Origin of the sequence: Streptomyces milbemycinicus (genome assembly GCF_002154605.1) — a bacterium.
GTDB classification, from domain to species: Bacteria; Actinomycetota; Actinomycetes; order Streptomycetales; family Streptomycetaceae; genus Streptomyces; species Streptomyces milbemycinicus.
Window position 1 is genome coordinate 23,953 of the sequence record NZ_MUNE01000042.1, and the last position, 24,047, is coordinate 47,999.

The 24,047-nt window shown below is 68.1% G+C and carries 23 protein-coding genes; 14 read left to right on the plus strand and 9 right to left on the minus strand.

Features of this window, described 5'->3' with window-relative positions:
• Positions 1 to 102: 102 nt before the first annotated feature.
• From typA to CCN51_RS03520, 6 genes are all read left to right on the plus strand, one after another.
• A complete protein-coding gene (gene typA / locus CCN51_RS03495) occupies positions 103 to 1,968 on the plus strand; it encodes a translational GTPase TypA (RefSeq protein ID WP_014176726.1) in 1,866 nt (621 codons plus the stop codon).
• Between the two features lie 481 nt (positions 1,969 to 2,449).
• Positions 2,450 to 4,081, plus strand: a complete 1,632-nt coding sequence (locus tag CCN51_RS03500) for a peptide ABC transporter substrate-binding protein (protein WP_014176725.1) — start codon at positions 2,450 to 2,452, stop codon at positions 4,079 to 4,081.
• 85 nt (positions 4,082 to 4,166) lie between these two features.
• Entirely contained in the window at positions 4,167 to 5,096 is a 930-nt protein-coding gene (locus tag CCN51_RS03505) for an ABC transporter permease (RefSeq protein WP_014176724.1), read from the plus strand.
• Positions 5,089 to 6,048, plus strand: coding sequence for an ABC transporter permease (locus CCN51_RS03510; RefSeq protein WP_014176723.1), 960 nt, complete (start codon positions 5,089 to 5,091; stop codon positions 6,046 to 6,048). Before CCN51_RS03505 ends, CCN51_RS03510 begins: the two co-directional genes overlap by 8 nt.
• Before the next feature lie 11 nt (positions 6,049 to 6,059).
• Positions 6,060 to 7,118 (plus strand): ABC transporter ATP-binding protein, encoded by a 1,059-nt coding sequence (locus CCN51_RS03515; protein WP_014176722.1) that lies wholly within the window; start codon positions 6,060 to 6,062, stop codon positions 7,116 to 7,118.
• Positions 7,111 to 8,256, plus strand: coding sequence for an ABC transporter ATP-binding protein (locus CCN51_RS03520; RefSeq protein WP_086859244.1), 1,146 nt, complete (start codon positions 7,111 to 7,113; stop codon positions 8,254 to 8,256). Before CCN51_RS03515 ends, CCN51_RS03520 begins: the two co-directional genes overlap by 8 nt.
• Before the next feature lie 153 nt (positions 8,257 to 8,409).
• Here the strand turns inward: CCN51_RS03520 and CCN51_RS03525 are convergent, their stop codons facing one another.
• Positions 8,410 to 8,601, minus strand: coding sequence for a hypothetical protein (locus tag CCN51_RS03525; protein WP_014176720.1), 192 nt, complete (start codon positions 8,599 to 8,601; stop codon positions 8,410 to 8,412).
• Positions 8,598 to 8,960 (minus strand): hypothetical protein, encoded by a 363-nt coding sequence (locus CCN51_RS03530; protein ID WP_014176719.1) that lies wholly within the window; start codon positions 8,958 to 8,960, stop codon positions 8,598 to 8,600. The genes CCN51_RS03525 and CCN51_RS03530 overlap by 4 nt, the downstream gene beginning before the upstream one ends.
• Before the next feature lie 556 nt (positions 8,961 to 9,516).
• Here CCN51_RS03530 and CCN51_RS03540 point away from each other — a divergent pair.
• Positions 9,517 to 9,714, plus strand: coding sequence for a DUF397 domain-containing protein (locus CCN51_RS03540; RefSeq protein WP_014176717.1), 198 nt, complete (start codon positions 9,517 to 9,519; stop codon positions 9,712 to 9,714).
• 13 nt (positions 9,715 to 9,727) lie between these two features.
• Here the strand turns inward: CCN51_RS03540 and CCN51_RS03545 are convergent, their stop codons facing one another.
• Positions 9,728 to 9,961 carry a hypothetical protein gene (locus tag CCN51_RS03545; RefSeq protein WP_014176716.1) on the minus strand — a complete coding sequence of 78 codons (234 nt, stop codon included), beginning with the start codon at positions 9,959 to 9,961 and terminating at the stop codon, positions 9,728 to 9,730.
• 631 nt (positions 9,962 to 10,592) lie between these two features.
• Positions 10,593 to 11,432, minus strand: a complete 840-nt coding sequence (locus CCN51_RS03550; protein WP_014176715.1) for an MmyB family transcriptional regulator — start codon at positions 11,430 to 11,432, stop codon at positions 10,593 to 10,595.
• A gap of 120 nt (positions 11,433 to 11,552) precedes the next feature.
• Between CCN51_RS03550 and CCN51_RS03555 the strand changes: the two genes are divergently transcribed.
• On the plus strand, positions 11,553 to 12,566 hold the full coding sequence (locus CCN51_RS03555) for a zinc-dependent alcohol dehydrogenase family protein (RefSeq protein WP_014176714.1): 1,014 nt from the start codon (positions 11,553 to 11,555) through the stop codon (positions 12,564 to 12,566).
• Between the two features lie 20 nt (positions 12,567 to 12,586).
• Here the strand turns inward: CCN51_RS03555 and CCN51_RS03560 are convergent, their stop codons facing one another.
• Positions 12,587 to 13,084: a VOC family protein gene (locus CCN51_RS03560; protein WP_014176713.1), complete on the minus strand. Its 498-nt coding sequence runs from the start codon at positions 13,082 to 13,084 to the stop codon at positions 12,587 to 12,589.
• Between the two features lie 195 nt (positions 13,085 to 13,279).
• Here CCN51_RS03560 and CCN51_RS03565 point away from each other — a divergent pair, with 195 nt between their 5' ends.
• Genes CCN51_RS03565 through CCN51_RS03585 form a run of 5 tightly spaced genes read left to right on the plus strand, consistent with a single transcriptional unit; the run spans position 13,280 to position 18,967 of the window.
• Entirely contained in the window at positions 13,280 to 14,944 is a 1,665-nt protein-coding gene (locus CCN51_RS03565) for a peptide ABC transporter substrate-binding protein (RefSeq protein ID WP_055413939.1), read from the plus strand.
• Positions 14,945 to 14,947: 3 nt separating this feature from the next.
• Complete coding sequence (locus tag CCN51_RS03570) at positions 14,948 to 15,871, plus strand: ABC transporter permease (RefSeq protein WP_014176711.1); 924 nt, start codon at positions 14,948 to 14,950, stop codon at positions 15,869 to 15,871.
• Entirely contained in the window at positions 15,864 to 16,871 is a 1,008-nt protein-coding gene (locus tag CCN51_RS03575) for an ABC transporter permease (protein ID WP_014176710.1), read from the plus strand. Before CCN51_RS03570 ends, CCN51_RS03575 begins: the two co-directional genes overlap by 8 nt.
• A gap of 10 nt (positions 16,872 to 16,881) precedes the next feature.
• Positions 16,882 to 17,943, plus strand: a complete 1,062-nt coding sequence (locus tag CCN51_RS03580; protein WP_086859246.1) for an ABC transporter ATP-binding protein — start codon at positions 16,882 to 16,884, stop codon at positions 17,941 to 17,943.
• Positions 17,915 to 18,967, plus strand: coding sequence for an ABC transporter ATP-binding protein (locus CCN51_RS03585; RefSeq protein ID WP_014176708.1), 1,053 nt, complete (start codon positions 17,915 to 17,917; stop codon positions 18,965 to 18,967). The genes CCN51_RS03580 and CCN51_RS03585 overlap by 29 nt, the downstream gene beginning before the upstream one ends.
• Before the next feature lie 12 nt (positions 18,968 to 18,979).
• Here the strand turns inward: CCN51_RS03585 and CCN51_RS03590 are convergent, their stop codons facing one another.
• The 4 genes from CCN51_RS03590 to CCN51_RS03605 are packed head-to-tail and all read right to left on the minus strand — an operon-like array spanning position 18,980 to position 23,471.
• Positions 18,980 to 20,182 carry a Gfo/Idh/MocA family protein gene (locus tag CCN51_RS03590; protein ID WP_014176707.1) on the minus strand — a complete coding sequence of 401 codons (1,203 nt, stop codon included), beginning with the start codon at positions 20,180 to 20,182 and terminating at the stop codon, positions 18,980 to 18,982.
• A 41-nt stretch (positions 20,183 to 20,223) separates the two neighbouring features.
• Complete coding sequence (locus CCN51_RS03595; protein WP_193383716.1) at positions 20,224 to 21,567, minus strand: ABC transporter substrate-binding protein; 1,344 nt, start codon at positions 21,565 to 21,567, stop codon at positions 20,224 to 20,226.
• A gap of 10 nt (positions 21,568 to 21,577) precedes the next feature.
• Positions 21,578 to 22,495, minus strand: coding sequence for a carbohydrate ABC transporter permease (locus CCN51_RS03600; RefSeq protein ID WP_014176705.1), 918 nt, complete (start codon positions 22,493 to 22,495; stop codon positions 21,578 to 21,580).
• A 19-nt stretch (positions 22,496 to 22,514) separates the two neighbouring features.
• Positions 22,515 to 23,471: a carbohydrate ABC transporter permease gene (locus tag CCN51_RS03605; protein ID WP_014176704.1), complete on the minus strand. Its 957-nt coding sequence runs from the start codon at positions 23,469 to 23,471 to the stop codon at positions 22,515 to 22,517.
• A gap of 166 nt (positions 23,472 to 23,637) precedes the next feature.
• Between CCN51_RS03605 and CCN51_RS03610 the strand changes: the two genes are divergently transcribed.
• The coding region (locus tag CCN51_RS03610) for a winged helix-turn-helix transcriptional regulator (protein WP_143675718.1) at positions 23,638 to 24,047 on the plus strand (410 nt) is incomplete at its 3' end.

The following is a 24,047-nucleotide window of genomic DNA, read 5'->3' on the forward strand; positions in this document are numbered from 1 at the left end:
CCGTCCACGTACCATGGGGTGAGGCCGTGGCGTGATCTGCCCGGCAGGCGGGCGTGCCGGACCCGGCGCGCCGCCATCCACGATTCCGGGAGAAGCGCCGCAGTGCCCACGCGCCACGACATCCGTAACGTTGCCATCGTCGCCCACGTCGACCACGGCAAGACGACCCTCGTCGATGCCATGCTCAAGCAGGCCGGCGCCTTCGCCGCCCACCAGCACGTGGACGACCGGGTCATGGACTCCAACGACCTGGAGCGCGAGAAGGGCATCACCATTCTCGCCAAGAACACCGCCGTCAAGTACCACCCGGCGGACGGCGGGGACCCCGTCACCATCAACATCATCGACACCCCCGGCCACGCCGACTTCGGCGGCGAGGTCGAGCGCGGTCTGTCCATGGTCGACGCGGTGGTGCTGCTGGTGGACGCCTCCGAGGGCCCGCTGCCGCAGACCCGCTTCGTGCTGCGCAAGGCGCTGCAGGCCAAGCTGCCGGTCATTCTGTGCATCAACAAGACGGACCGCCCGGACTCCCGGATCGACGAGGTCGTCAACGAGACGTACGACCTCTTCCTGGACCTGGACGCGACCGAGGAGCAGATCGAGTTCCCGATCGTCTACGCCTGCGCCCGCGACGGCGTGGCCTCGCTGAACAAGCCGGAGGACGGCACCGTCCCGGCCGACAGCGACAGTCTCCAGCCGTTCTTCTCCACCCTCCTGGGGACCATCCCGGCCCCTGAGTACGACGCGAGCGCGCCCCTCCAGGCCCATGTCACCAACCTGGACGCGGACAACTTCCTCGGCCGTATCGCACTGCTCCGCGTCGAGCAGGGCGAGCTGAAGAAGGGGCAGACCGTCGCCTGGATCAAGCGCGACGGCTCGATCTCCAACGTCCGGATCACCGAGCTGCTGATGACCGAGGCGCTGACCCGTAAGCCCGCCGAGGTCGCCGGGCCCGGCGACATCTGCGCGGTCGCGGGCATCCCGGAGATCATGATCGGCGAGACCCTGGCCGACCCCGAGAACCCGATCGCCCTCCCGCTGATCACGGTCGACGAGCCGGCCATCTCGATGACCATCGGGACCAACACCTCGCCGCTGGTCGGCAAGGGCGGCAAGGGCCACAAGGTCACCGCCCGGATGGTCAAGGACCGGCTCGACAAGGAACTGGTCGGCAACGTCTCGCTGCGCGTACTGCCGACCGAGCGCCCGGACGCCTGGGAGGTCCAGGGCCGTGGCGAGCTGGCGCTGGCGATCCTGGTGGAGACCATGCGCCGCGAGGGTTACGAGCTGACTGTCGGCAAGCCGCAGGTGGTCACCAAGGAGATCGACGGCAAGGTCCACGAGCCGGTCGAGCGGATGACCATCGACAGCCCGGAGGAGCACCTGGGCGCCATTACTCAGCTGATGGCGTCGCGCAAGGGCCGTATGGAGACGATGACCAACCACGGCTCCGGATGGGTCCGGATGGAGTTCGTCGTCCCCTCCCGCGGTCTGATCGGCTTCCGTACGGAGTTCCTGACCGACACCCGCGGCACCGGTATCGCGCACTCCATCTTCGAGGGCCACGAGCCGTGGTTCGGCGAGCTGCGCACCCGTAACAGCGGCTCGCTGGTGGCCGACCGGTCGGGCGCGGTGACCGCCTTCGCGATGACCAATCTCCAGGAGCGCGGCACGCTGTTCGTCTCCCCGGGCACCGAGGTGTACGAGGGCATGATCGTCGGCGAGAACTCCCGCGCCGACGACATGGACGTGAACATCACCAAGGAGAAGAAGCTCACCAATATGCGGTCCTCGACGGCGGATGTGACCGAGTCCCTGGTCCCGCCGCGGCTGCTGTCGCTTGAGCAGTGCCTGGAGTTCTGCCGCGACGACGAGTGCGTCGAGGTGACCCCGGAGACGGTCCGTATCCGCAAGGTGGCGCTGGACCAGAAGGAGCGCGCCCGGTCGGCGGCCCGCGCGAAGCGGTAACGCAAAAGGACCAGTAAAAGTAATACCGGCCGATTACCTGGAGTAATCGGCCGGTATGGCGTCCTGCATATGCCAACAGCCCGGAATTCCTGCCCATGAAGGGTGGGATCCGGGCCTTTGTCATGTCAGCAAGGTGTCAGTCAAGCTCTTATCCGGCGATCATCGTCCGATTATCGGTGACTGCACTCCGCATGATGTGTTAACAGTCCGTTTCGCGTGTGTCTGTCTGCGGCAGATTTGTCCGGATTTCGAAGCTCCGCGCGTAGATCTCGTGACCAAAGCGAGACCCTTTAAGTGTGGTTTACGGGACTGTCGTGCTCAATTATTGGGTCCGTTGGGCTCGGGTCGATGGGTCACGCGCTGTGGGGAGCGCCGCCCTACGAGCACACGGGGGGTTCCGGTCCCGTTCGCTGTCAGGGGTGTCAGCGTGTCTCCGGTTGCCCCTTTCTGTAGTGACAGTGGACTCATGAGGAGGAGCCCCATGCGTGGTGCCAAGAGCGCCAAGTGGGTTGCCATAGCCGGCGTCGTCTCTCTCGCTGCCACCGCGTGCGGTGGTGGCGGCGACAAGGGCAGCGACAATGCCAACAAGAAGATCGATCCCAAGGGGATCGTCAGCTACGCCAACGGTGAGCCGCAGAACTCGCTGATGCCGGCCAACACCATGGAGGCGTACGGCAGCGTCGTCATCGACTCCCTCTTCACGGGCCTTGTCGGCTACGACAAGTCCGGCAACATCACGTACGAGAACGCCGAGTCGGTCACGCCGAACGGCGACAACAGCGTGTGGACCGTCAAGCTGAAGCCGGGGTGGACGTTCCACAACGGCGAGAAGGTCACCGCCAAGTCCTACGTGGACACATGGAACTGGGACGCCAACCCGGCCAATGGCATGCAGAACAGTGCCTGGTACCGCGACATCGAGGGTTACGACAAGGTCCACCCGGAAAAGGGCAAGGCCAAGGCCAAGACCATGTCCGGCCTGAAGGTCGTCGACGACAACACCTTCACCATCAAGCTGTCGAACCCGATCCCGTACTTCGCGTACAAGCTCGCCTACTCCTCCTTCTACCCGCTGCCCTCGGGCGCGCTGAAGGACCCGAAGGGGTTCGGCGAGAGCCCGGTCGGCAACGGTCCGTACAAGTTCAAGAGCTGGGAGCACAAGAAGTCGATCCAGGTCACCGCCTGGGACGGCTACAAGGGCGACAGTAAGCCGAAGAACGGCGGCATCAACTTCAAGGCGTACACGTCGCCGCAGGCCGCGTACAACGACCTGCGCTCGGACAACGTCGACAGCATGCCGCTGGTGCCGGACGCCGAGCTCGCGAACTACAAGCAGGACTTCGGCGACCGCGCGATCAACACCGACTTCTCCGCGCTCAACACGATCAACCCTGCCTTCTACACGAAGCAGTGGAAGAACATCGACGTCAAGGTCATCCAGGGCCTGTCGATGGCGATCGACCGCCCCACCATCGCCAAGACCACCTTCTTCGGCAACCGTGAGCCCGCCACCGGCTGGGTCGCCAAGGGCGTGAAGGGCTACCAGGCCGACGCGTGCGGTGAGTACTGCAAGTTCAACCCGGACAAGGCGAAGCAGCTCATCAAGGAAGGCGGCGGCGTCCCGGGTAACAAGATCTCGATCCAGTACAACGCCGACCAGCCGCACAAGGGCTGGGTCACCGCGGTCTGCAACAGCATCACCAAGGTGACCGGCGTGAAGTGCGTGGGCGACCCGACCACCGACTTCCAGGCCGACACCGAGATCCGTGACCAGAAGAAGGTCAAGTCGATCTACCGTTCCGGCTGGGTGCTCGACTACCCGTTCAACGGCAACTTCCTCGCCGACCTGTACGGCACGGGCGTGGACGGCAACAAGGGCGACTTCTCCGACCCGAAGTTCGACGGGCTGGTGAAGAAGGCCGACCAGGCCAAGACGGTCGACGAGTCGGCGAAGCTGTACCAGGACGCCGAGAAGGAACTGCAGAACACGATGCCCGGCATCCCCACGTTCTACAACAAGGTCAACTCGGCCTACTCGAACAACGTGAAGAAGATCGAGTTCGACCAGGCCGGCGACCCCATCCTGTGGAACGTCGAGGTCTTCAAGAAGTAAGTCGCTACGGAGCTTCACGTCCCGCAGCGGCGCCCGGCGATGCCGGGCGCCGCTGCGGGCGGCTCCGGAATGGACGGAGGCACCTATGGGGCGCTACGTCGCGAGGCGACTGCTCCAGATGATCCCGGTGTTCATCGGGACAACGCTGTTGATCTTCCTCATGGTCAACGTGCTACCTGGCGACCCTGTACGGGCGCTGTGGGGGGACAAGCCGCCGGACCCTGTACAGGTCGCGCAGATCCGGCACGACAGAGGGCTGGACCTTCCGCTGTGGCAGCAGTATCTGCACTACATGTGGGGTCTGCTCCAGGGGGACTTCGGCAGGACCATCGCCGGTAACCGGCCGGTCCTCGACGAGATCACGCGGGCGTTCCCGGTGTCGATGCGGCTCGCCGCCATGGCCTGGACCTTCGAGCTCGTCGTCGGTATCACTCTGGGCGTCATCGCCGGCATCCGGCTCGGCAAGGTCGTCGACACGGCTGTCACGCTGTTCACCCTGGTGGTCATCTCCGTCCCGATCTTCGTCATCGGTCTGGCTTGCCAGCTGTACTTCGGAAACAACCTCGGGTGGATCACACCGACCGTCCAGGACTCCACCAACTTCAGTCAGCTGATGGTCCCGGCCCTGGTGCTCGGCATGGTCGGACTCGCGTACGTGGCCCGGCTGACCCGCACCTCGATCGCGGAAAACCGGTCCGCCGACTACATCCGCACGGCCACCGCCAAGGGTCTGCCGCGCAGGCGGATCATCACGGTGCACCTGCTGCGCAACTCGCTGATCCCCGTGGTCACCTATCTCGGCACCGACATCGGCAGCCTCATGGCCGGCGCCGTCGTGACGGAGGGCATCTTCAACGTGACCGGCGTCGGCAACCTGCTCTTCGAGGCGCTGGCACGCCGCGAGGGTGCGGTCATCGTCGGCATCGTCACCGTCTTGGTGCTCGTCTATCTCCTCGCCAGCCTGCTCGTCGACCTGCTCTACGCGGTCCTGGACCCGAGGATTCGTTATGCCTGACCTCACCAAGACCTCGTCCGCGAGCGAGGAAGCCGCCGCGGTCGCCGGGTCCACGCCCGTCATCACGGATGCCGGTCCGGTGCCCGAGAAGCCGCGCAGCCTCGGCGCCGACGCCTGGCGGGGCCTGCGCCGCAACCCGCTGTTCGTGATCTCAGGGCTGCTGGTCCTGCTGATCCTGTTCGTCGCCGCGTTCCCCGGTCTGTTCACCAGCGCCAGCCCGACCATCGGCGACCCGGCCAAGCACTTCCTGGGCAAGCCGAACCTCGGCCATGTCTTCCAGGAGGACTGGTTCGGCTACGACGGCACGGGCCGCAGCCTGTACGCGCGGGTGCTCTACGGCGCTCGCAACTCGATCATCGTCGGCCTGGGCGTGACGATCCTCGTCACCATCTTCGGCGGTCTGATGGGCATGCTCGCCGGCTACTTCGGCGGGTTCTGGGACAGCCTCATCTCGCGTCTGACCGACGTGTTCTTCGGCATCCCGTTCCTGCTCGGCTCGATGGTCGTGCTCAACGCGTTCACCCACCGCACCGTCTGGGTGGTCATGGGCGCGCTGGCCTTCCTGGGCTGGACGCAGATCACCCGTGTCATGCGAGGCGCGGTCATCACGACCAAGCACGCGGACTACGTCGTGGCGGCCAGGGCCCTGGGCGCCGGCACCAGGCGGATCCTGTTCCGGCACATCCTGCCGAACGCGATCGCACCGGTGATCGTCGTCGCGACCATCTCGCTCGGCACGTACATCGTCGCCGAGTCGACGCTGTCCTATCTGGGCCTCGGGCTCAGTGACGACTCCATCTCCTGGGGCAGTGACATCTCGGACGGCACCCAGTTCATCCGTAACTTCCCGCACGTACTGCTCTTCCCGGCCGGCGCCCTGAGCATCACCGTGCTGGCGTTCATCATGATGGGTGACGCCGTGCGCGAAGCCCTCGACCCGAAGCTGCGCTGAGGGAGGCGTACGTGACCATCACCGACATAACTGCGGATGTCCCCGCCCCCCGCTCGGGCGAGGACAGCGGTGGCAAGCTGCTCGACGTGCGTGATCTGCACGTCGAGTTCCACACCCGCGACGGCATCGCCAAGGCCGTCAACGGAGTCAACTACAGCGTGGACGCGGGCGAAACCCTCGCCGTGCTCGGTGAGTCCGGCTCCGGAAAGTCCGTGACCGCGCAGGCGATCATGGGCATCCTCGATATGCCCCCCGGCAAGATCCCGCAGGGCGAGATCCTCTTCCGCGGCCAGGACATGCTGAAGATGTCCGCCGAGGAGCGCCGGAAGATCCGCGGCAACAAGATCGCGATGATCTTCCAGGACGCGCTGTCCTCCCTGAACCCGGTGCTCTCCGTCGGCTACCAGCTCGGCGAGATGTTCCGGGTCCACCAGGGCCTGTCCAAGAAGGCGGCCAAGGCCAAGGCCGTCGAGCTGATGGACCGGGTGCGCATTCCGGCGGCGAAGGAGCGCGTCAGCGACTATCCGCATCAGTTCTCCGGCGGTATGCGCCAGCGCATCATGATCGCGATGGCGCTCGCCCTGGAACCCGATCTGATCATCGCCGACGAGCCCACCACCGCCCTGGACGTGACCGTCCAGGCCCAGGTCATGGAGCTGCTCGCGGAGCTTCAGCGCGAGTACCACATGGGTCTGATCCTGATCACCCACGACCTCGGCGTCGTCGCCGACGTCGCCGACAAGATCGCGGTGATGTACGCGGGCCGGATCGTCGAGACCGCCCCCGTCCACGAGCTCTACAAGCGCCCGGCCCACCCGTACACCCGGGGTCTGCTGGACTCCATCCCGCGTCTGGACCGCAAGGGCCAGGAGCTCTACGCGATCAAGGGCCTGCCGCCCAACCTGCTCAAGATCCCGACCGGCTGCGCCTTCAACCCGCGCTGCCCCAAGGCGCAGGACATCTGCCGCACCGACGTCCCTGTGCTGGAGCCGGTCACCGAGCAGGACGGCAGCCCGCTGCCGGGCCGCGGCAGCGCGTGCCACTTCTGGAAGGAGACGATCCATGGCTGACACCGAGAAGACCCCCGAGGCCGTGGACGCCACCCCCAACGTCACCGAGGTCGAGGTCGTCAAGGCCGCCACCGAGGAAGCGGCCGTCGCCGCCATCGACGCCCCCGTCGAGCGCGGCGAGCCCATCCTCCAGGTGCGGAACCTGGTCAAGCACTTCCCGCTGACCCAGGGCATCCTCTTCAAGCGCCAGATCGGCGCGGTCAAGGCCGTCGACGGCGTCTCCTTCGACCTCTACCAGGGCGAAACCCTCGGCATCGTCGGCGAGTCCGGCTGCGGCAAGTCGACCGTCGCCAAGCTGCTGATGACCCTGGAGACCGCGACCGCGGGCGAGGTCTTCTACAAGGGCCAGGACATCACCAGGCTGTCCGGCCGTGCCCTCAAGGCCGTCCGGCGCAACATCCAGATGGTGTTCCAGGACCCGTACACCTCGCTGAACCCCCGTATGACGGTGGGCGACATCATCGGTGAGCCCTTCGAGATCCACCCCGAGGTGGCCCCCAAGGGCGACCGCCGCCGCAAGGTCCAAGACCTCCTGGACGTCGTCGGCCTCAACCCCGAGTACATCAACCGCTATCCGCACCAGTTCTCCGGCGGTCAGCGCCAGCGCATCGGCATCGCGCGCGGCCTGGCCCTCAACCCGGAGATCATCATCTGCGACGAGCCGGTCTCCGCGCTGGATGTGTCCGTCCAGGCACAGGTCATCAACCTGATGGAGAAGCTGCAGGACGAGTTCAACCTCTCCTACCTCTTCATCGCCCACGACCTGTCCATCGTGCGCCACATTTCCGACCGCGTCGGCGTGATGTACCTGGGCAAGATGGCCGAGATCGGAACCGACACCGAGATCTACGACCACCCCACCCACCCGTACACCCAGGCCCTGCTCTCCGCGGTCCCGGTCCCCGACCCGGAGTCCCGCGAGGGCCGCGAGCGCATCATCCTCGCCGGCGACGTCCCCTCCCCGGCCAACCCGCCCAGCGGCTGCCGCTTCCGGACCCGCTGCTGGAAGGCCGAGGACAAGTGCGCCAAGGAGGTCCCGCTCCTCGCCATCCCCGAGCGCTTCGCGGGCTCGGACTCGCCCGCGGCGCACGAGTCGGCGTGCCACTTCGCGGAGGAGAAGGACGTGGTCCACGCGTAGCGTTCTTCGCTTCGGCCATGACGAGGGCCGCCCGGACCGCACCGACGGTCCCGGCGGCCCTCGTGGTTGTTCAGGACCCGCCCGATTCGGGCCAATGCTGCACCCGGATGATGAAGACGGTGGTGAAGCGACGGTGCTCCTGGTACCAGACGATCAGTCGGCCCTCCGCGTGGTCGAGTAATCCCGACGCCCCGGATTCATGGACCGGTGGGTCACCGAGGTACTTGACGGAGCGGCGTCGGCCAGCCGCTGAGCAAGCCGCTCCACATCGTGCTTGATCTGGGGGTCGAGTCCGCCGACCACGTTTTCCGCGTCGGGCAGGTACTCCCAGGTCCAATCGCTCACGCGGCGACCTCGCGGCGCGCGGCGTCCAATAGCTTTCCGATCTCGGCCGAGGCACGCCGGGCATCCTCGATGCTGGGCGCCTCGGCTACGGCCGCCTCCAATTCGTGGAGCCGCCGAGCCCGTTCCGGGTAGCGCCGCAGCGCCACGAATACCCCCCAGCGGTGCAGGAAGGTGTGCATGGGGACGGTGCTGTCGGTCTGCACCGCCTCCTGCCAGGCGCGGTGGAATTCCTCCTCGAACCGCACAGCCGCGCTGAGGTCCAGGGAGCGCACGGCGACGCGCAGCGCCTGTTCGGTCAGCGGCGGCATGGGGAACAGCGGCTCGTCGCGGTCGGAGTCCTCTATGGGATGAGTGCTCACGGCGCTGTCTCCTCCGGTGTGCCGTAGGCCGTCCACGTGGGGTGATCGCTGCAGGCCAATGTTCATCCATTTTGCCCGATCGCCCGCGGCGGCGGGTTGAGCGTGAACCATACGGCTTTGCCGGTGACGCCCGCGTCCTTGTCGGTGTAGTCGTGCACGCCCCACGCGTCCGAGCAGTGCTCGACCAGAGCGAGTCCCCGGCCGTTCTCGTCGTCGCACCGGGCGCCCCACCGGCTGCGGCAGGCTGTCGCCGGAGTCCCACACGGTGACCCGGAAGTCGGGCGGCGCGGGTTCCCAGTCCATGCTGACGTACGCGTCGGTGGTGGTGTTGCGGTACGCGTTGGTCACCAGCTCGGATGCGAGGAGTTCTGCGCTGTCGACGATGCAGTCGAGGCGGGCCCCTTTGAGGACACAGCGGATGGTGGTCCGGACGACCCCCACGGCGCGGGGTCCTGCCGCCTGTCGATGCCGAGGCCGCGCCCGAGGGCCGTACGGTGAAGGACTCCCTCGGGCTCATCCAGCACATCCTGTATCCCCTGCTCTAGGAGACGTCCGCATGTCCACGCTTCAGTGGCGCAAGTCCAGCTTCAGCTCCGGGGACGGCCCCAATTGCGTGGAACTCGCCGCAGACCCCACGGGAACCCCCCACCTCCGTGAGAGCGACGACCCGGAGGTCGTCATAGCCGCGACCCCGGCCGCGCTCCGCTCGTTCCTGCGGGCGGCGAAGGCTGGGGAGTTCGACCGGATGATCTAGTGCCCGAAGACGGTCACTTCACGACGCAGACCTTGTGGCCCTCAATCCAGACCTTGTAGGTCTTGCCGTTGTGGGTGATCGTCTTGGTCTTGGCCTTCATCTCCTTACAGTGTTTGCCCGTCATGTTGGGCGAAGGCGTGGGCGATGGGGTCGCGGAAGCGGTGCTCGTGGAGGTCACTGCCACTCCACTGGCCAGCAGGGCCGCCGCAGCACCGGTGGCCAAGGTGCGTACGATCGAGTTCCGCATCACTGTCACCTTCTCAGATCGACTCTGAACTGCCTTTATTTCAATTCTTCGCTCGCTCTCGGCAAGGACGCACGTCGATCACGCGCGCGGCTGAGCGGCATTCGGCGTGGTCGGGTGCCGCTTTCGTCTCGCGCCTTCGGCGCAATGAAGGCGGGCTACGGGAAGCGGGGGGAGGGGCCGGGGCACGTCGCCGTCCGGCGGGCCGGTGGGAGTGTGGCGTCAGCCGACGGGGCGGCGCGTGAATGGCCAGCAGCGGGGGATGGCGTTCCGGTCCGGGGTCTCCCCTACCCCCTTGCAAAAAACCGTTTGATGCAGAGCAAGTAACGGAGCAAGCAGTTTTTTTAGAGGGGGTGGGGGAGGCGCCTCGGGAGGTTGGAACTCATGGGGTGGAGCAGGGCATCCACGAGGCGGCGCGGCACCGGATGCGCTCACGCGGCGCTTCATCGGCCCCGGCGGGCGAGATCAGGGCACCGGCCCGCCGGACGGCGACGATGCCCCGGCCTCTCCCCGCGCTTCCCGTAGCCCGCCTTCTCTGCGCCAAAGGCGCGAGACGAAACCCGCGGCCGCCCGAGCCGAATGCCGTCCAGCGGCGTATGGGCCCCGCGGAGGCGCCCCGCGGAGGCGCCCCGCGTCATACATCGGCGGGCGGCGTACCAACCGTGCTCGTCGCCGCACCGATTCGGCGCCGCTCGGCCCGCATCCGCAGCAGTTCCGCCGTGGCCTGGTCGGCGGGCAGAAACGCCTCCAGGTGGAGTTCGGCGAGGGTGATGTCCGTCGCGGTGGCGAAGGAGGTCAGCGTGGTGATGAGGCGTAGCTCGCCGTCCGCCGACGCCAGCCGCATGGGGACGGAGAAGCCGAGGTGGTCGGGGCCGACGGGGGTCTGGGGGACGTAGCCGGCCAGTTCCTCGGTGAACGCGTCGAGGCGGGGATCGGGGCTGCGCCGGGCCCGGGCGCGGAGGTTTTCGATGACGTGGCGGCCCCACTCGGGGAGGTTGCGGACGCGGCGGGCCATCCCGTCCGGGTGGAGCATGAGCCGGAGCATATTGACCGGGGGCGCGAGGAGTTCGGGGTCCGCCCCCTCCGTGAAGACCTCGACGGCGTCGTTGGCCGCCACCACGCGCCCGTACGGCGCGATGACGAGCGCCGGGTAGGGCAGATGGCCGTGCAGGATCTGCTCGAGGGCCGTACGGACCGGCCGTAGCGCCGACTCGTCCAGGCCCGACTCGGCGAACACGGGAGCGTAACCGGCCTTGCCGAGCAGGTCGTTGCGCTCCCGTAGGGACAGGCGGAGCGATTCGGCGAGCCGGATGAGGATCGCGCGGCCCGGCTGGGAGCGGCCGCTTTCGATGAAGCTCAGGTGGCGTTGGGTGGTGTCGGCCAGCGCGGCCAGTTCGAGCTGGCTGAGCCGGCGCGCCCGGCGCCAGCGTCTCAGGTCGGCGCCGACGCCCGATTGCTCGACGGTGCTGTTCACCCTCGTAGTTGTATCCGGAGGCCGCGGCAGGCCGCGATTCCCTCCAGGGAATTGCCGCATCGCGGGCTGCCTCGCAGGATCGCTCGGCACAACCACTGAGCGACTGCGAAGGGCCGTTTGATGAAGAGCTACCGCCTTGTTCCGGGCCATGGCCTCGCCGGGCTGACCGTCCAGGACCGGGACGAGCCCGAGCCGGGGCGTGGACAGGTCGTGGTCAGGATGCGCGCGAACTCGATCGGCTTCCGCGATCTGATGGTGCTGGCCGACAACTATCCGCTGCCGATCACGCCCGGCGTGGTGCCCGGCTGCGAGGGGGTCGGCGAGGTCGTGGCCATTGGGCAGGACGTGGGGCGGGTGAAGGCGGGCGACCGGGTGGCCGCCGCCGTCTTTCCCCGCTGGCACGACGGCCCGTTCCGGCGCGACAACGCCGCACAGCTCGGCACCATGATCGACGGTGTGCTGACCGAGTACGCGGTGCTGAGCGAGGACGGCGTCGTGCACATCCCGGAACATCTGTCGTACGAGGAGGCCGCGACGCTGCCGCTGGCGGCGGTGACCGCCTGGAACGCCCTGACCGCCGGCGGCGCGCCGCGCCCCGGCTCGACCGTGCTGACCCTCGGCTCGGGAGCCGTCTCGCTGTTCACCTTGCGGTTTGCGAAGCTGGCCGGAGCCCGGGTGATCGTGACCACGTCCAGCGCTGCCAAGGCCGAGCGGCTGAGGGCGCTCGGGGCCGATGAGGTGATCAACTACCGGGAGAGCCCGCAGTGGTGGCAGGACGTACGCGCTCTGACCGATGACCTCGGCGCCGAGCGGGTCGTCGATCCGTCGGGCCCACTGGAGCAGTCGCTGAAGTCCGTCGCGGTCAGCGGCGAGGTGGCGCTCGTCGGCCGATGGCTGTCCGGGGCCGAGGGGGCCATGCCCCTCGACCCCGCGGTCCTGTTCGGCGCGGGCGCGGTGCTGCGGCGGGTCGCCACGGGGAGCCGGGCCCATTTCACCGAGCTGAACCGGGCGGTCGCGGCGCATCGGGTGCGTCCGGTGATCGACCGGGTGTTCCCGTTCGACGAGGTGCCGGATGCCTTCCGGTACGTCCAGCCGGGCGGCGGCTTCGGGAAGGTCGTCATCAGCCACGACTGAGCCCGGCGGACGGAGGCGAGTCACCCTTCGAGGGCAGAGGTTGCGGGGAAGAAGTCGGCGCCTTGGACATACGCCATCGCCTCGGTCCACTTCGGGTCGCCGAGGCGGCGTTCCATCTCCTGCGGGGTGACGTCCTCCACCCGCGTCTGCAGCCACCACAGATTGCCCAGGGGGTCGCGTACGCGCCCGACCCGGTCGCCGAAGAAGAGGTGGGCCACCTCGGTCACGGACGTGCCGCCGGCCGCGACGGCCCTGCGGTGCGTGGCGTCGGCGTCCTCGACGTAGAGGCGCAGGAAGGCGGGCGTCGGCGGCCAGCCGGGCGGCGCGTCGAACGGCATGACGATCGAGTCGCCGATCCGTACCTCCGCGTGTCCGATCCGCCCGTCCTCACCGACGACCCGGGCGATCTCCTCGGCATCGAACGCCGCTTTCAGGTAGCCGATGAGCCCGGCCGTGTCGCGCGAGATGATCCACGGCGTGACGGTGCGGTAGCCGTCCGGGATCGGCTTTACGGTCATGTGCTTTCCTCCTGAGTTCCTGGTGCTCCTCCCGACGCTAGATGGCTTCTAGGTCAGATCCTGGCCTAGAAGGACAACTGAGGTGAACTGCGGCTCGCACACGGATGGCTGTCGTGCGGATGCGGAACGTCATCTCATGGGATGTCATATGGGCCTAAGCCGGAACTCGGACCCGCTGGCCCTCGGGAGGCACCCATGCGCATCGCCGCGCGCGCTCGGTGCCTTCGGCGTGGATCGCGGGCCGTCTGCGTGCCGGTGGGCCCCGCCCTGCCGGTTCTCGGCCTGCTGGTGCTCGCCCTGGCCGCGACCGGCTGCGGCGGCGGTGACGCACCCAAGGGCGTCGTACGGTCCTCCTGGGGCGATCCGCCGAACCCGCTGGAGCCGGCCAATATCAATGACGTCCAGGGCGGCAAGGTCCTGGACATGATCTTCCGGGGGCTCAAGCGGTACGACCCCGCGACCGGCGAGGCCAGGAACGCCCTCGCCGACCGGATCCAGTCGGCCGACCAGCGGACCTTCACCGTCACCATCAAGGACGGCTGGCGGTTCGGCAACGGCGAGAAGGTCACCGCCAAGTCCTTCGTGGATGCCTGGAACTACGGGGCGCTGCTCGACAACAAGCAGCGCAACGCCTACTTCTTCGAGTACATCCAGGGCTACGACAAGGTTCACCCGGCCACCGGCCGCCCCACCGCGAAGACGCTGTCCGGACTGCGGGTCAAGGACGAGCGGACCTTCACGGTCAAGCTCACGCAGAAATTCTCCAGCTGGCCCAAGACGCTCGGCTACAACGCCTACGCGCCGCTGCCCCGCGCCTTCTTCGACGACCACGCCGCCTGGCTGCGCAAACCCGTCGGCAACGGCCCGTACGAGGTGGTCTCGTACGCCAAGGGCTCGGTCATGAAGCTACGGGCCCGCGATGGTTACCCGGGCCCTGACAAGCCCCGCAACAAGGGCGTCGAGCTGCGCGTCTACACCGACAGCAACACCGCCTACACCGATCTGCAGGCGGGCAACCTCGACCTGGTGGACGATGTGCCGGCCGCCCAGCTGAAGTTCGTCCGCTCCGACCTCGGGAACCGGTACATCAACCAGCCCGCGGGCATCATCCAGACCCTCACCTTCCCGATGTACGACCGCCGCTGGCGCGGGCCCGGCTCGGCCAAGCTGCGGCGCGGCATCTCCATGGCGATCAACCGCCCGCAGATCACCGACCGGATCTTCCACGGCACCCGGACCCCGGCCACCGACTGGACCTCCCCGGTGCTGCGCCACCAGGGCGGCTACCGGCCGGGCCTGTGCGGTGACGCCTGCTCCTTCGACCCGGTACGGGCCAGGGCGCTGATCAAGGCGGGCGGCGGGCTGCCCGGCGGCCGGATGACCATCACGTACAACGCCGACACCGGCTCCCACAAGGACTGGGTCGACGCGGTCTGCAACAGCGTCAACAACGTGCTGCGCAGCGACCGGGCCTGCGTCGGCAGACCGGTGGGCACCTTCGCCGACTACCGCAACAAAATGACCGACAAGCGGATGGCCGGGCCGTTCCGGGCCGGCTGGCAGATGGACTATCCGCTGATCCAGAACTTCCTGCAGCCGCTGTACTACACCGACGCCTCCTCCAACGACGGCCACTGGAGCGACACCGCCTTCGACCGGCTCGTCGACCGGGCCAACGGCGAGTCCGGCGACGGAGCGGCCATCGCCGCCTTCCAGGACGCCGAGAAGATCCTCGCCACGCAGATGCCCGCCATCCCGCTGTGGTACCAGAACGGCAGCGCGGGCTACTCGTCGCGGCTCGCCGGTGTGGCCCTCAACCAGTTCAGCGTTCCGGTCTACGACCGGATCAAGGTCGGCTGAGCCATGGGCCGTCATGCGCTCCGGCGGCTGCTCCAGATGATCCCCGTGTTCCTGGGCACCACCTTCCTGATCTTCTTCATGGTGTACGCGCTGGGCGACCCCGTGGCCGCGCTCTTCGGCGACCGGGCCCCCGACCCGGCCACCGCCGCCCGCATCCGCAAGGACCTCTACCTCGACGAGCCGCTGTGGCGGCAGTACGCGCACTATATGGGGCAGGTCTTCAGCGGCCACTTCGGCACCGCCTTCGACGGCCGGCCCGTCACCGACCTGATGGCGGACGCCTTCCCCGTCACCCTCCGGCTCACCCTTGTCGCCGTGCTCTTCGAGGTGGCCCTCGGGCTCACCCTCGGCGTCGCGACCGGGCTGCGGCGCGGGCGTGGCCTGGACACCTCGGTGCTGCTGCTGACCCTGGTCGTGGTCTCCGTCCCGACCTTCGTGAGCGGCTCGGTGCTGCAGTACGTGATCGGGGTGAAGTGGGGCTGGACCACGCCCTCCGTCGCGCCGGACGCGCCGCTGGGCCAGCTGGTGCTGCCGGGCGTCGTGCTGGGCCTGGTCTCCCTCGCGTACACCACCCGGCTCACCCGCACCTCCATCGTCGAGAACGCCCGCGCCGACTATGTGCGCACCGCCGTCGCCAAGGGGCTGCCGCGCCGCCGGGTGATCGTCCGCCATCTGCTGCGGAACTCCCTGATCCCCGTGGTGACCTTCCTCGGCACCGATATCGGCGCGCTCATGGGCGGCGCCATCGTCACCGAGCGGATCTTCAACATCCACGGCGTGGGATACCAGCTCTACCAGGGCATCCTGCGCCAGAACTCCCCGACGGTCGTCGGCTTCGTGACCATCCTCGTGATCGTCTTCCTGCTGGCGAACCTGCTTGTCGACCTCCTCTACGCCGTGCTCGACCCGAGGATCCGGTATGCCTGAGCCGTTTGACACCCCCCAAGCCATCGCCCCGGCCGGCGGCGGCGCACAGGCCCTGGCCGCGACCGACACCCAGGCCCTGCGGGGCGCCCCCGCGCCCACGCCCGTGGTACCCGCGGGCAGACGCGGCCCGGGCCGCCCCGCCGGGCGGGCCGCGGCACCCCGCGGGCTGTGGTCGGACGCCTGGCGGGACCTGCGCCGCAATCCGGTCTTCCTGGTCTCCGCCCTGGTCATCGTCTTCCTCGTACTGATCGCGATCTGGCCGGAGCTGATCACGGACGGCAATCCGTACCGCGGCGATCTGTCCAAGGCGCAGGACGGCCCGGCGCCCGGCCACCCCTTCGGCTACGACCTCCAGGGCCGCGACGTCTACACCCGCACCGTCTACGGGGCCCGCGCCTCGATCGCCGTCGGCATCTGCGCCACCGCGGGCGCGGCCCTGCTCGGCAGCGTGCTGGGCGGGCTGGCCGGGTACTACGGCGGCTGGTGGGACGCGCTGCTGTCGCGGATCGCCGATGTCTTCTTCGGCATCCCGATCCTGCTGGGCGGGCTGGTCTTCCTGTCCGTGGTCACCAGCGGGTCGGTGTGGCCGGTGGTCGGCTTCATCGTGCTGCTGGGCTGGCCACAGATCTCCCGTATCGCGCGCGGCGCCGTGCTGACCGCCAAACGGCACGACTACGTGCAGGCGGCGCGGGCGCTGGGCGCGAGCGACACCCGGACGCTGCTGCGGCATATCGCGCCCAACGCCGTGGCGCCCGTGATCGTCGTCGCGACCATCGCGCTGGGCACCTACATCGCGCTGGAGGCGACGCTGTCCTTCCTCGGCGTGGGGCTCAAACCGCCGACCGTCTCCTGGGGGATCGACATCTCGTCCGCCTCCACCCAGATCCGCAACGCCCCGCACATGCTGCTGTGGCCGGCCGGGGCGCTGAGCATCACGGTGCTGGCGTTCATCATGCTCGGCGACGCGGTGCGCGACGCGCTCGATCCGAAGCTGCGCTGAGGAGCGGGGAATGAGCTGTGCCGAGGAGCAGCCCGCCGTGCCGCGGCTGCTGGACGTACGGGACCTGCGGGTCGAGTTCCGCACCCGGGACGGCGTCACCGAGGCCGTAAGCGGGGTGAGCTACGGCGTGGACGCGGGCCGGACGCTCGCGGTGCTGGGCGAGTCGGGCTCGGGCAAGTCGGTGACCGCCCAGGCGATCATGGGCATCCTCGACTCGCCGCCCGCCTTTGTGACCGGCGGGCGGATCCTCTTCCAGGGGCGGGACCTGCTGGAGCTGGGCGAGGAGGAGCGCCGCCGGGTGCGCGGCGCCCGGATGGCGATGATCTTCCAGGACGCGCTCTCCGCGCTGAACCCCGTGGTGTCGGTGGGCGCCCAGCTCGCCGAGATGTACGAGGTCCACCAGGGCCTGTCGCGCCGCGCCGCGCGCGCCAGGGCCGTCGAGCTGATGGACCGGGTGCGCATTCCGGCGGCGAAGGAGCGGGCGGGCGACTATCCGCACCAGTTCTCCGGCGGTATGCGCCAGCGCATCATGATCGCCATGGCGCTGGCGCTGGAGCCCGACCTGATCATCGCGGACGAGCCGACCACCGCGCTGGATGTCACCGTCCAGGCCCAGGTGATGGACCTGCTCGCGGAGTTGCGGCGCGAGTACGACATGGGTCTGATCCTGATCACCCACGACCTGGGCGTGGTCGCCGATGTCGCCGACACCATCGTGGTGATGTACGCGGGCCGGATCGTCGAGACCGCGCCCGTACGCGACCTCTACCGCCGCCCGGCCCATCCGTACACCCGCGGGCTGCTGGACTCGGTGCCGCGCCTGGACGGGGACAGGGGCCGCGAGCTGTACGCGATCAAGGGCCTGCCGCCCGGCCCGGCGGACCTCCCGCCCGGCTGCCCCTTCACCCCGCGCTGCCCCCGCGCCCAGGACATCTGCCGCACCGAACGGCCGCCGCTGTACGAGGTGGCGTACGGGGACGCCGCGTACGGGGACGCGCCCGCGAAGCGGACCAGCGCCTGCCACTTCTGGAAGGACGAGCTCGATGCCCGCGACGCCATCGCAGCCCCCTGAGCCCGCCGCCGAGCCGGGCGAGCCCGTCTTGGAGGTGCGCGACCTGGCCAAGCTCTACCCGCTCACCCAAGGCGTCGTCTTCAAGCGCCAGGTCGGCGCGGTCAAGGCCGTCGACGGCGTCTCCTTCGAACTGCGGCGCGGCGAAACCCTGGGCGTCGTCGGCGAGTCCGGCTGCGGCAAGTCCACCCTCGCCCGGCTGCTGGTCAACCTGGAGCGGCCGACCGCGGGGGAGGTCCGCTACCGGGGCGAGGACATCACCAAGCTGTCGGGGCGGGCGCTGAAGGCCGTGCGGCGGAATATCCAGATGGTGTTCCAGGACCCGTACACCTCGCTGAATCCGCGGATGACGGTGGGCGACATCATTGGTGAGCCCTTCGAGATCCACCCGGAGGTGGCCCCGAAGGGCGACCGCCGCCGCAAGGTGCAGGAGCTGCTGGATGTGGTCGGGCTCAATCCCGAGTACATCAACCGCTATCCGCACCAGTTCTCCGGCGGTCAGCGCCAGCGCATCGGCATCGCGCGCGGGCTGGCCCTCAACCCGGAGATCATCATCTGCGACGAGCCGGTCTCCGCGCTGGATGTGTCGGTGCAGGCCCAGGTCGTCAATCTGCTGGCGCGGCTCCAGGAGGAGTTCGCCCTCTCCTACCTCTTCATCGCCCACGACCTGTCCGTCGTCCGCCATATCTCCGACCGGGTGGCGGTGATGTATCTGGGCCGCTTCGCCGAACTCGGCACCGGCACCGAGATCTACGACCATCCGACCCACCCGTACACCCAGGCCCTGCTGTCCGCGGTCCCGGTGCCCGACCCGGAGTCCCGCGAGGGCCGTGAGCGCATCCTCCTGGCCGGAGACGTGCCCTCCCCGGCCAACCCGCCCTCCGGCTGCCGCTTCCGCACCCGCTGCTGGAAGGCCGAGGACCGCTGCGCGGTGGAAGTGCCCCCGCTCGCGGTGCCCCCGGCCTTCCAGGCCCCGGGCGGCCCGGCCGCACACCCCTCGGCCTGCCACTTCGCCGGGGCGGTGTGACCGAGGGACGGACTACGCCTCGGGCGCGTCCCCGAAGTCCGGGATGTCCAGCCTGACGCCGCCCTGGAGCGCGGACTCGTGCGCGACGATGCCCGGCAGGGTGTAGCGGGCCGCGACCCAGGCGTTCACGGACGGCAGCGTGCGGGTGTTGACCGCGGTCACGAAGTCGTCCACCAGGAAGTGGTGGCTGCCCTCGTGGCCGTTGTGCAGGTGGTCGAACTCCCTCGGCAGCCGTGACCGGTCATGCACCGGCGCGGAACCCGAGGTGAAGGCTGCCCGCAGGGCCGGTGCGATGTGCTCCAGCGACGGGTCGTCGGGCGCCAGCGTGGGCTTGGGCTCCAGCAGCTCGGTGATGTCCTTCACCCCCTCCTTGTCCTGCCAGAAGCTGACGGTGGCGAGCTGCTCCATGCTGGCGTCCGTACCGAAGAACCGGAATCGTGATTCCCGGATGTGTGAGGGATAGCCGACTCGCCGGAACTCGTTCGTACGGAACGAGCCGCCGCCCGCCACCTCGAACAGCGCGGTGGCATTGGAGAAGTCGTTCCCGAACTGGCTGATCTCCCGGTCGAACACGCCGTCCCCGCGGTCGTCCTTGACCCCGACCGCGGACACGCTCACCGCATGCGTCTGCCAGGCGCCGAGCACCCCGCCGACGGAGTGTGTCGGGTAGAGCAGCGGCGGATAGCTGGCGGTCGCCTTCCAGTTCTCGCCGCCGCTGTACTGGTAGGCCTCGTAGAAGCCGAGATCCATGTCGTGGACGTAGTCGCCCTCGGCGTAGAAGAGCCGTCCGAAGGCGCCCTCGGCGATCTGGTCGCGGGCATGGACGGTCGCCGGGTTGTACTGGCTGGTCTCGCCCATCATGTAGGTCAGACCGGTGGCGCGTACGGCCTCGATGATGGCCGCTATCTCCTCGGTGCTGATCGCCATGGGGACGGCGGAGTAGACGTGCTTGCCCGCGTTCAGGCCCTGGAGCACCAGCGGACCGTGTGTCCAGCGCTGGGTGAAGATGGCGACCGCGTCCACCGCCTTCGACTCCAGCATCGCCTCGTACGAGGGGAAGGTGCCTGCCAGCCCCTGTGCGGCGGCGAGCTGTTCCGCGCGTTCGGGCAGCAGATCGGTGACGTAGATGTCGCTCACGCCGGGATGGGCCTGGAACAGCGTGGCGAACTGGCCGGAGAACTGGCCGGCGCCGACGATGCCGAGCGAGAAAGACATGTGGGGGTTGCCCTTTCGGTGGTCGAGGATCAACGGGGGCCTCACTGGCCGAGGATGAAGTTGATCTGGTCGTTGGTTTTGCCGAGGCCGCTCACGGGTGCGTCGTTGGCGTAGACGTCCTGCATGGCGGGGTGCATCAGCGCGTACACATCCGCGGCGTAGTCGGTGATCGGGAAGGAGAAGGTGGTGAAGTCCTTCTTGTCGGCGACCGGCCTGGTGAAGGCGGTGACGTCGATGCCCTTCTTCTTGTAAGCGGCGACCGCGGCGTTCGTGCCTTCGGGAGTGGCGGGAAAGACGATGCCGTAGGTGCCGACCGTCTTCTGGCACTCGTTCGAGGCCAGATACTTCACCCACTTCTTCGCGCCCCGCTTGTTGCGGGCGTTCTTGGTGATCGAGTCGGCGAGGCCGTTCATCATCGTCGCCCGCTTGCCGGTCGGGCCGACGGGGGTGAAGGCGGTGCTGACCTTCACGCCCTTGAGGCCGTCGTACGTGGAGATCATCCAGGCGCCGTCGAAGGCGGTCGCCGCCCTGCCCGAGCCCATCTGGGCGTTGGGCGGGTTCGCGCCCTCGCTGTAGGCGGTGAACGGGGCGAGATAGCCCTTCTTCACCAGCCCGAAGTACCACGTGATGACCGACTGGAAGGTCTTGCTGTCGTACTGGTACTTCGTGCCCCACCGTTTCTTGTCGGTGTAGGTCCAGCCGGCGGAGGCGGTGAAGTTGCTCCACTGGGTCTGCCCGTCGCTGTCGCCTGCCCCTCCGGTGGCCAGGCCATACACCTTGACATGGTGCTTGTCGAAGCCCGGTTCGTCGCCGCGCTTGCCGTACTTGTCGATGGTGAGGTGGGCGATGGCCTTCTCGAAGGTGCCGCCGTCCTTCGGGTTCCAGGAGAGGCTGTTCAGCTCTTCGGCGGTCAGCCCGGCCGCGTGAGCCATCTTCTTGTTGTAGAACAGCGCGACGGTGTCCCAGTCCTTCGGGGAGCCGTAGCGGTGGCCGTCCTGGCCGACCCAGCTGGACGCCAGCCCCGACTGGTAGTCGGACTCGTTGATGCCGAGGTCGTCCAGCGGTTGAAGCACGTCGAGGTCGGCGAACTGCCCGAACTTCTGGATGTGGTCGGTGAACACGTCCGGCTGTGTGCCCGCGATGAAGCTCGCGGTGAGCTTGGTCCAGTAGTCCCCCCAGCCCATCTGCGTGATTTTGACATGGAGGCCCGGGTTCTGCTTTTCGAAGCCCTCGGCACAGGCCTGGTAGGCGGGCAACTGGCTGGAGTCCCAGAGCCAGTACGTCACCGTGTTCCCGGACGACCCGGCCGAATCGCCCTTCGCGCAGCCTGTCAGCAGGGACAGCGTGAGCGCCCCGGCCAGCGCCACCACCTTACGAATTCGCATCACTGTCCCCTTACTTGATCCCGGTGAAGCCGATGGAGTTGACGATGCGGCGCGCGAACAGGCCGAAGAGCACCAGCATCGGGAGTGCGGCGATGAGAGTCGCCGCCATCAGGCCGGACCAGTCGGTGCCGGTCTGCGGCGTCTGCGCGCGGAAAATGGCCAACGCCACGGTGAGCACCCGGGAGCTGTCGCTGTAGGACACCAGCAACGGCCAGAAGTAGTCGTTCCAGGAGGTGATGTACGTCAGCACGGCCAGGGTGAGGATCGGGGTGGACGCCATGGGCAGCATCACCCGGAAGAAGACGCGGACCTTGCCGGCGCCGTCGAGGAGCGCGGCCTCCTCGACCTCGCGGGGCACGTTCATGAAGAACTGCCGCAGGAAGAACACCGCGAACGGGGTCATGAACATGGTCGGCAGGGCGATCCCGAGCAGCGTGTCCACCAGCCCGAGTTGCTTGATGAGCACGAAGTTCGGCAGCAGGGTGAAGATCGCGGGTACCATCAGCCCGGCCAGGAAGAGGCCGAACACCTTGTCCCGGCCCCGCCACCGCAGGCGTGCGAAGGCGTACGCGGCCATGGACGAGAAGAAGACCTGGCAGACGGCGATCAGCGTGGAGACGATCACCGAGTTCAACAGATAGCGCCAGAACGCCAGCCCGCCGCCCGAGCCGCCCTGGGCGATCGCCTCCTCGGTGGACTGCAGGCCCAGGGCGCGTGCGAAGCCGCCGCCGGTGAGGTCCACGGGTAGCGGGTCGCCGGGGTGGGCGACGAGCGCGCTGTTGGTGGACAGCGCGGTGCGCAGGATCCAGTAGAAGGGCAGCAGGGTGATGAGCACGATCGCGGCCATCACAGTCCAGGCCAGGGCCCGCCCGAGGGAGGGCCTGCGCCGGACGCGCCGTACGGTGGTGGTCGTTGCCACGGCAGCCATGTCGGATCTCTCTCTTCCGTCAGCCGAGGTCGGTCTGGCCGGCCCGGGTGATCCGGTACTGGATGACGGTGATCGCGCTGAGGACGGCCAACAGGGCGACGGACATCGCCGAGGCGTAGCCGAACTGGAAGCGGCCGAAGGCGGAGCCGTAGATGTAGTACTGGAGCACGTTGGTGGCGTTGGCGGGACCGCCCGAGGTCGTCACGGCGACCGTGTCGAAGACCTGGAACGAACCGATCACCGTCATGATCAGGACGACCGCCAGCACCGGGCGCAGCAGCGGCATGGTGATCCGCCAGAACATGCGCCATTCGCTCGCGCCGTCGACCTTGGCCGCCTCGTACATGTCGTTCGGGATCGCCTGGAGACCGGCGAAGAGCAGGAGCGCGGTGTAGCCGACGTGCCGCCATACGTTGATCAGGGCGATGGTGGGGATCGCCCAGGTCTCGTCGGCCAGGAACGGGACGCGGTCGAGGCCCAGGCTCTGGATGATCTCGTTGCCTATGCCGAGCTGGTTGTCGAGCATCCACAGCCAGACAACGCCCGCGACCACGTTCGACATGAGGTACGGGGCCAGCACGATCCCGCGCAGCACCGCCGACTGCGTCAGCCGCTGCAGCAGCACCGCGATCACCAGCGCCGACACCGTCTGGACGCCGATGTTGATGACCACGTACTCGACGGTGACCTTGAGCGAGTCCCAGAAGATCGGGTCGTGGACCATGCGTATGTAGTTGTCCAAGCCGACCCACTTGGCCGGGGTGAGCAGGTTGAAGCGGGTGAAACTCAGATAGATGCCGCGCAGCGTCGGCCAGAGCAGGAAGACCAGAAAGCCCAGCAGGGCGGGGGCGATGAAGAGGGCCGCGAGGGCTCCGTCTCCGCGCTCCCGGACCTTGCGGGCTTTGCGTTTCGCTGTGACTCCCTCGGCGCCGCGCAACGGCAGACGCGAAGGAGGGCTGCTGGCGGCGACGGTCATCGGAGACTCCCTCGTCTACGGCGTCCTCGAGCTGAGGGCACTTACTTTTGACTCAAAAGAATCCATGCGTCAAGAGTCGCGCTTCCTCCGAGTTCGGCCTCCTGGGCGTAGTAGAGTGAAGCCATTACTTTCTTAATGAAAAAATTCTTGTGGGAGTCCGACCCTCATGACCACACTTGGGGCGAGTTGGCCGCCGCTGAGCCCCGGTGAACGCGCGGTGGCGATCGAGGTGCTGGTGCACGGCCCGCTGTCACGCAGCGAGATCGCCCGCCGGCTGAATCTCTCGGCGGGCAGCCTCACCCGGCTGACCAAGCCGCTGATCGAGTCGGGTCTGCTGATCGAGTCGGCCGAGGACACAATGCTCGCGGAGGTACGGCTGGGGCGGCCCTCACAGCCACTGGACGTCGTCCCCGAGTCCCGGTACTTCCTCGGGTTCAAGATCACCGGGGACCGGGTGTACGGGGTCGTCACCACCCTGCGCAGCGACGTCGTGGCCCGTTACGAACGGCCGCTGACCACACATGACCCCGCCGAGGTGGCCGACCTGCTGCATGAGATGACGGTCGAGCCGGCTCG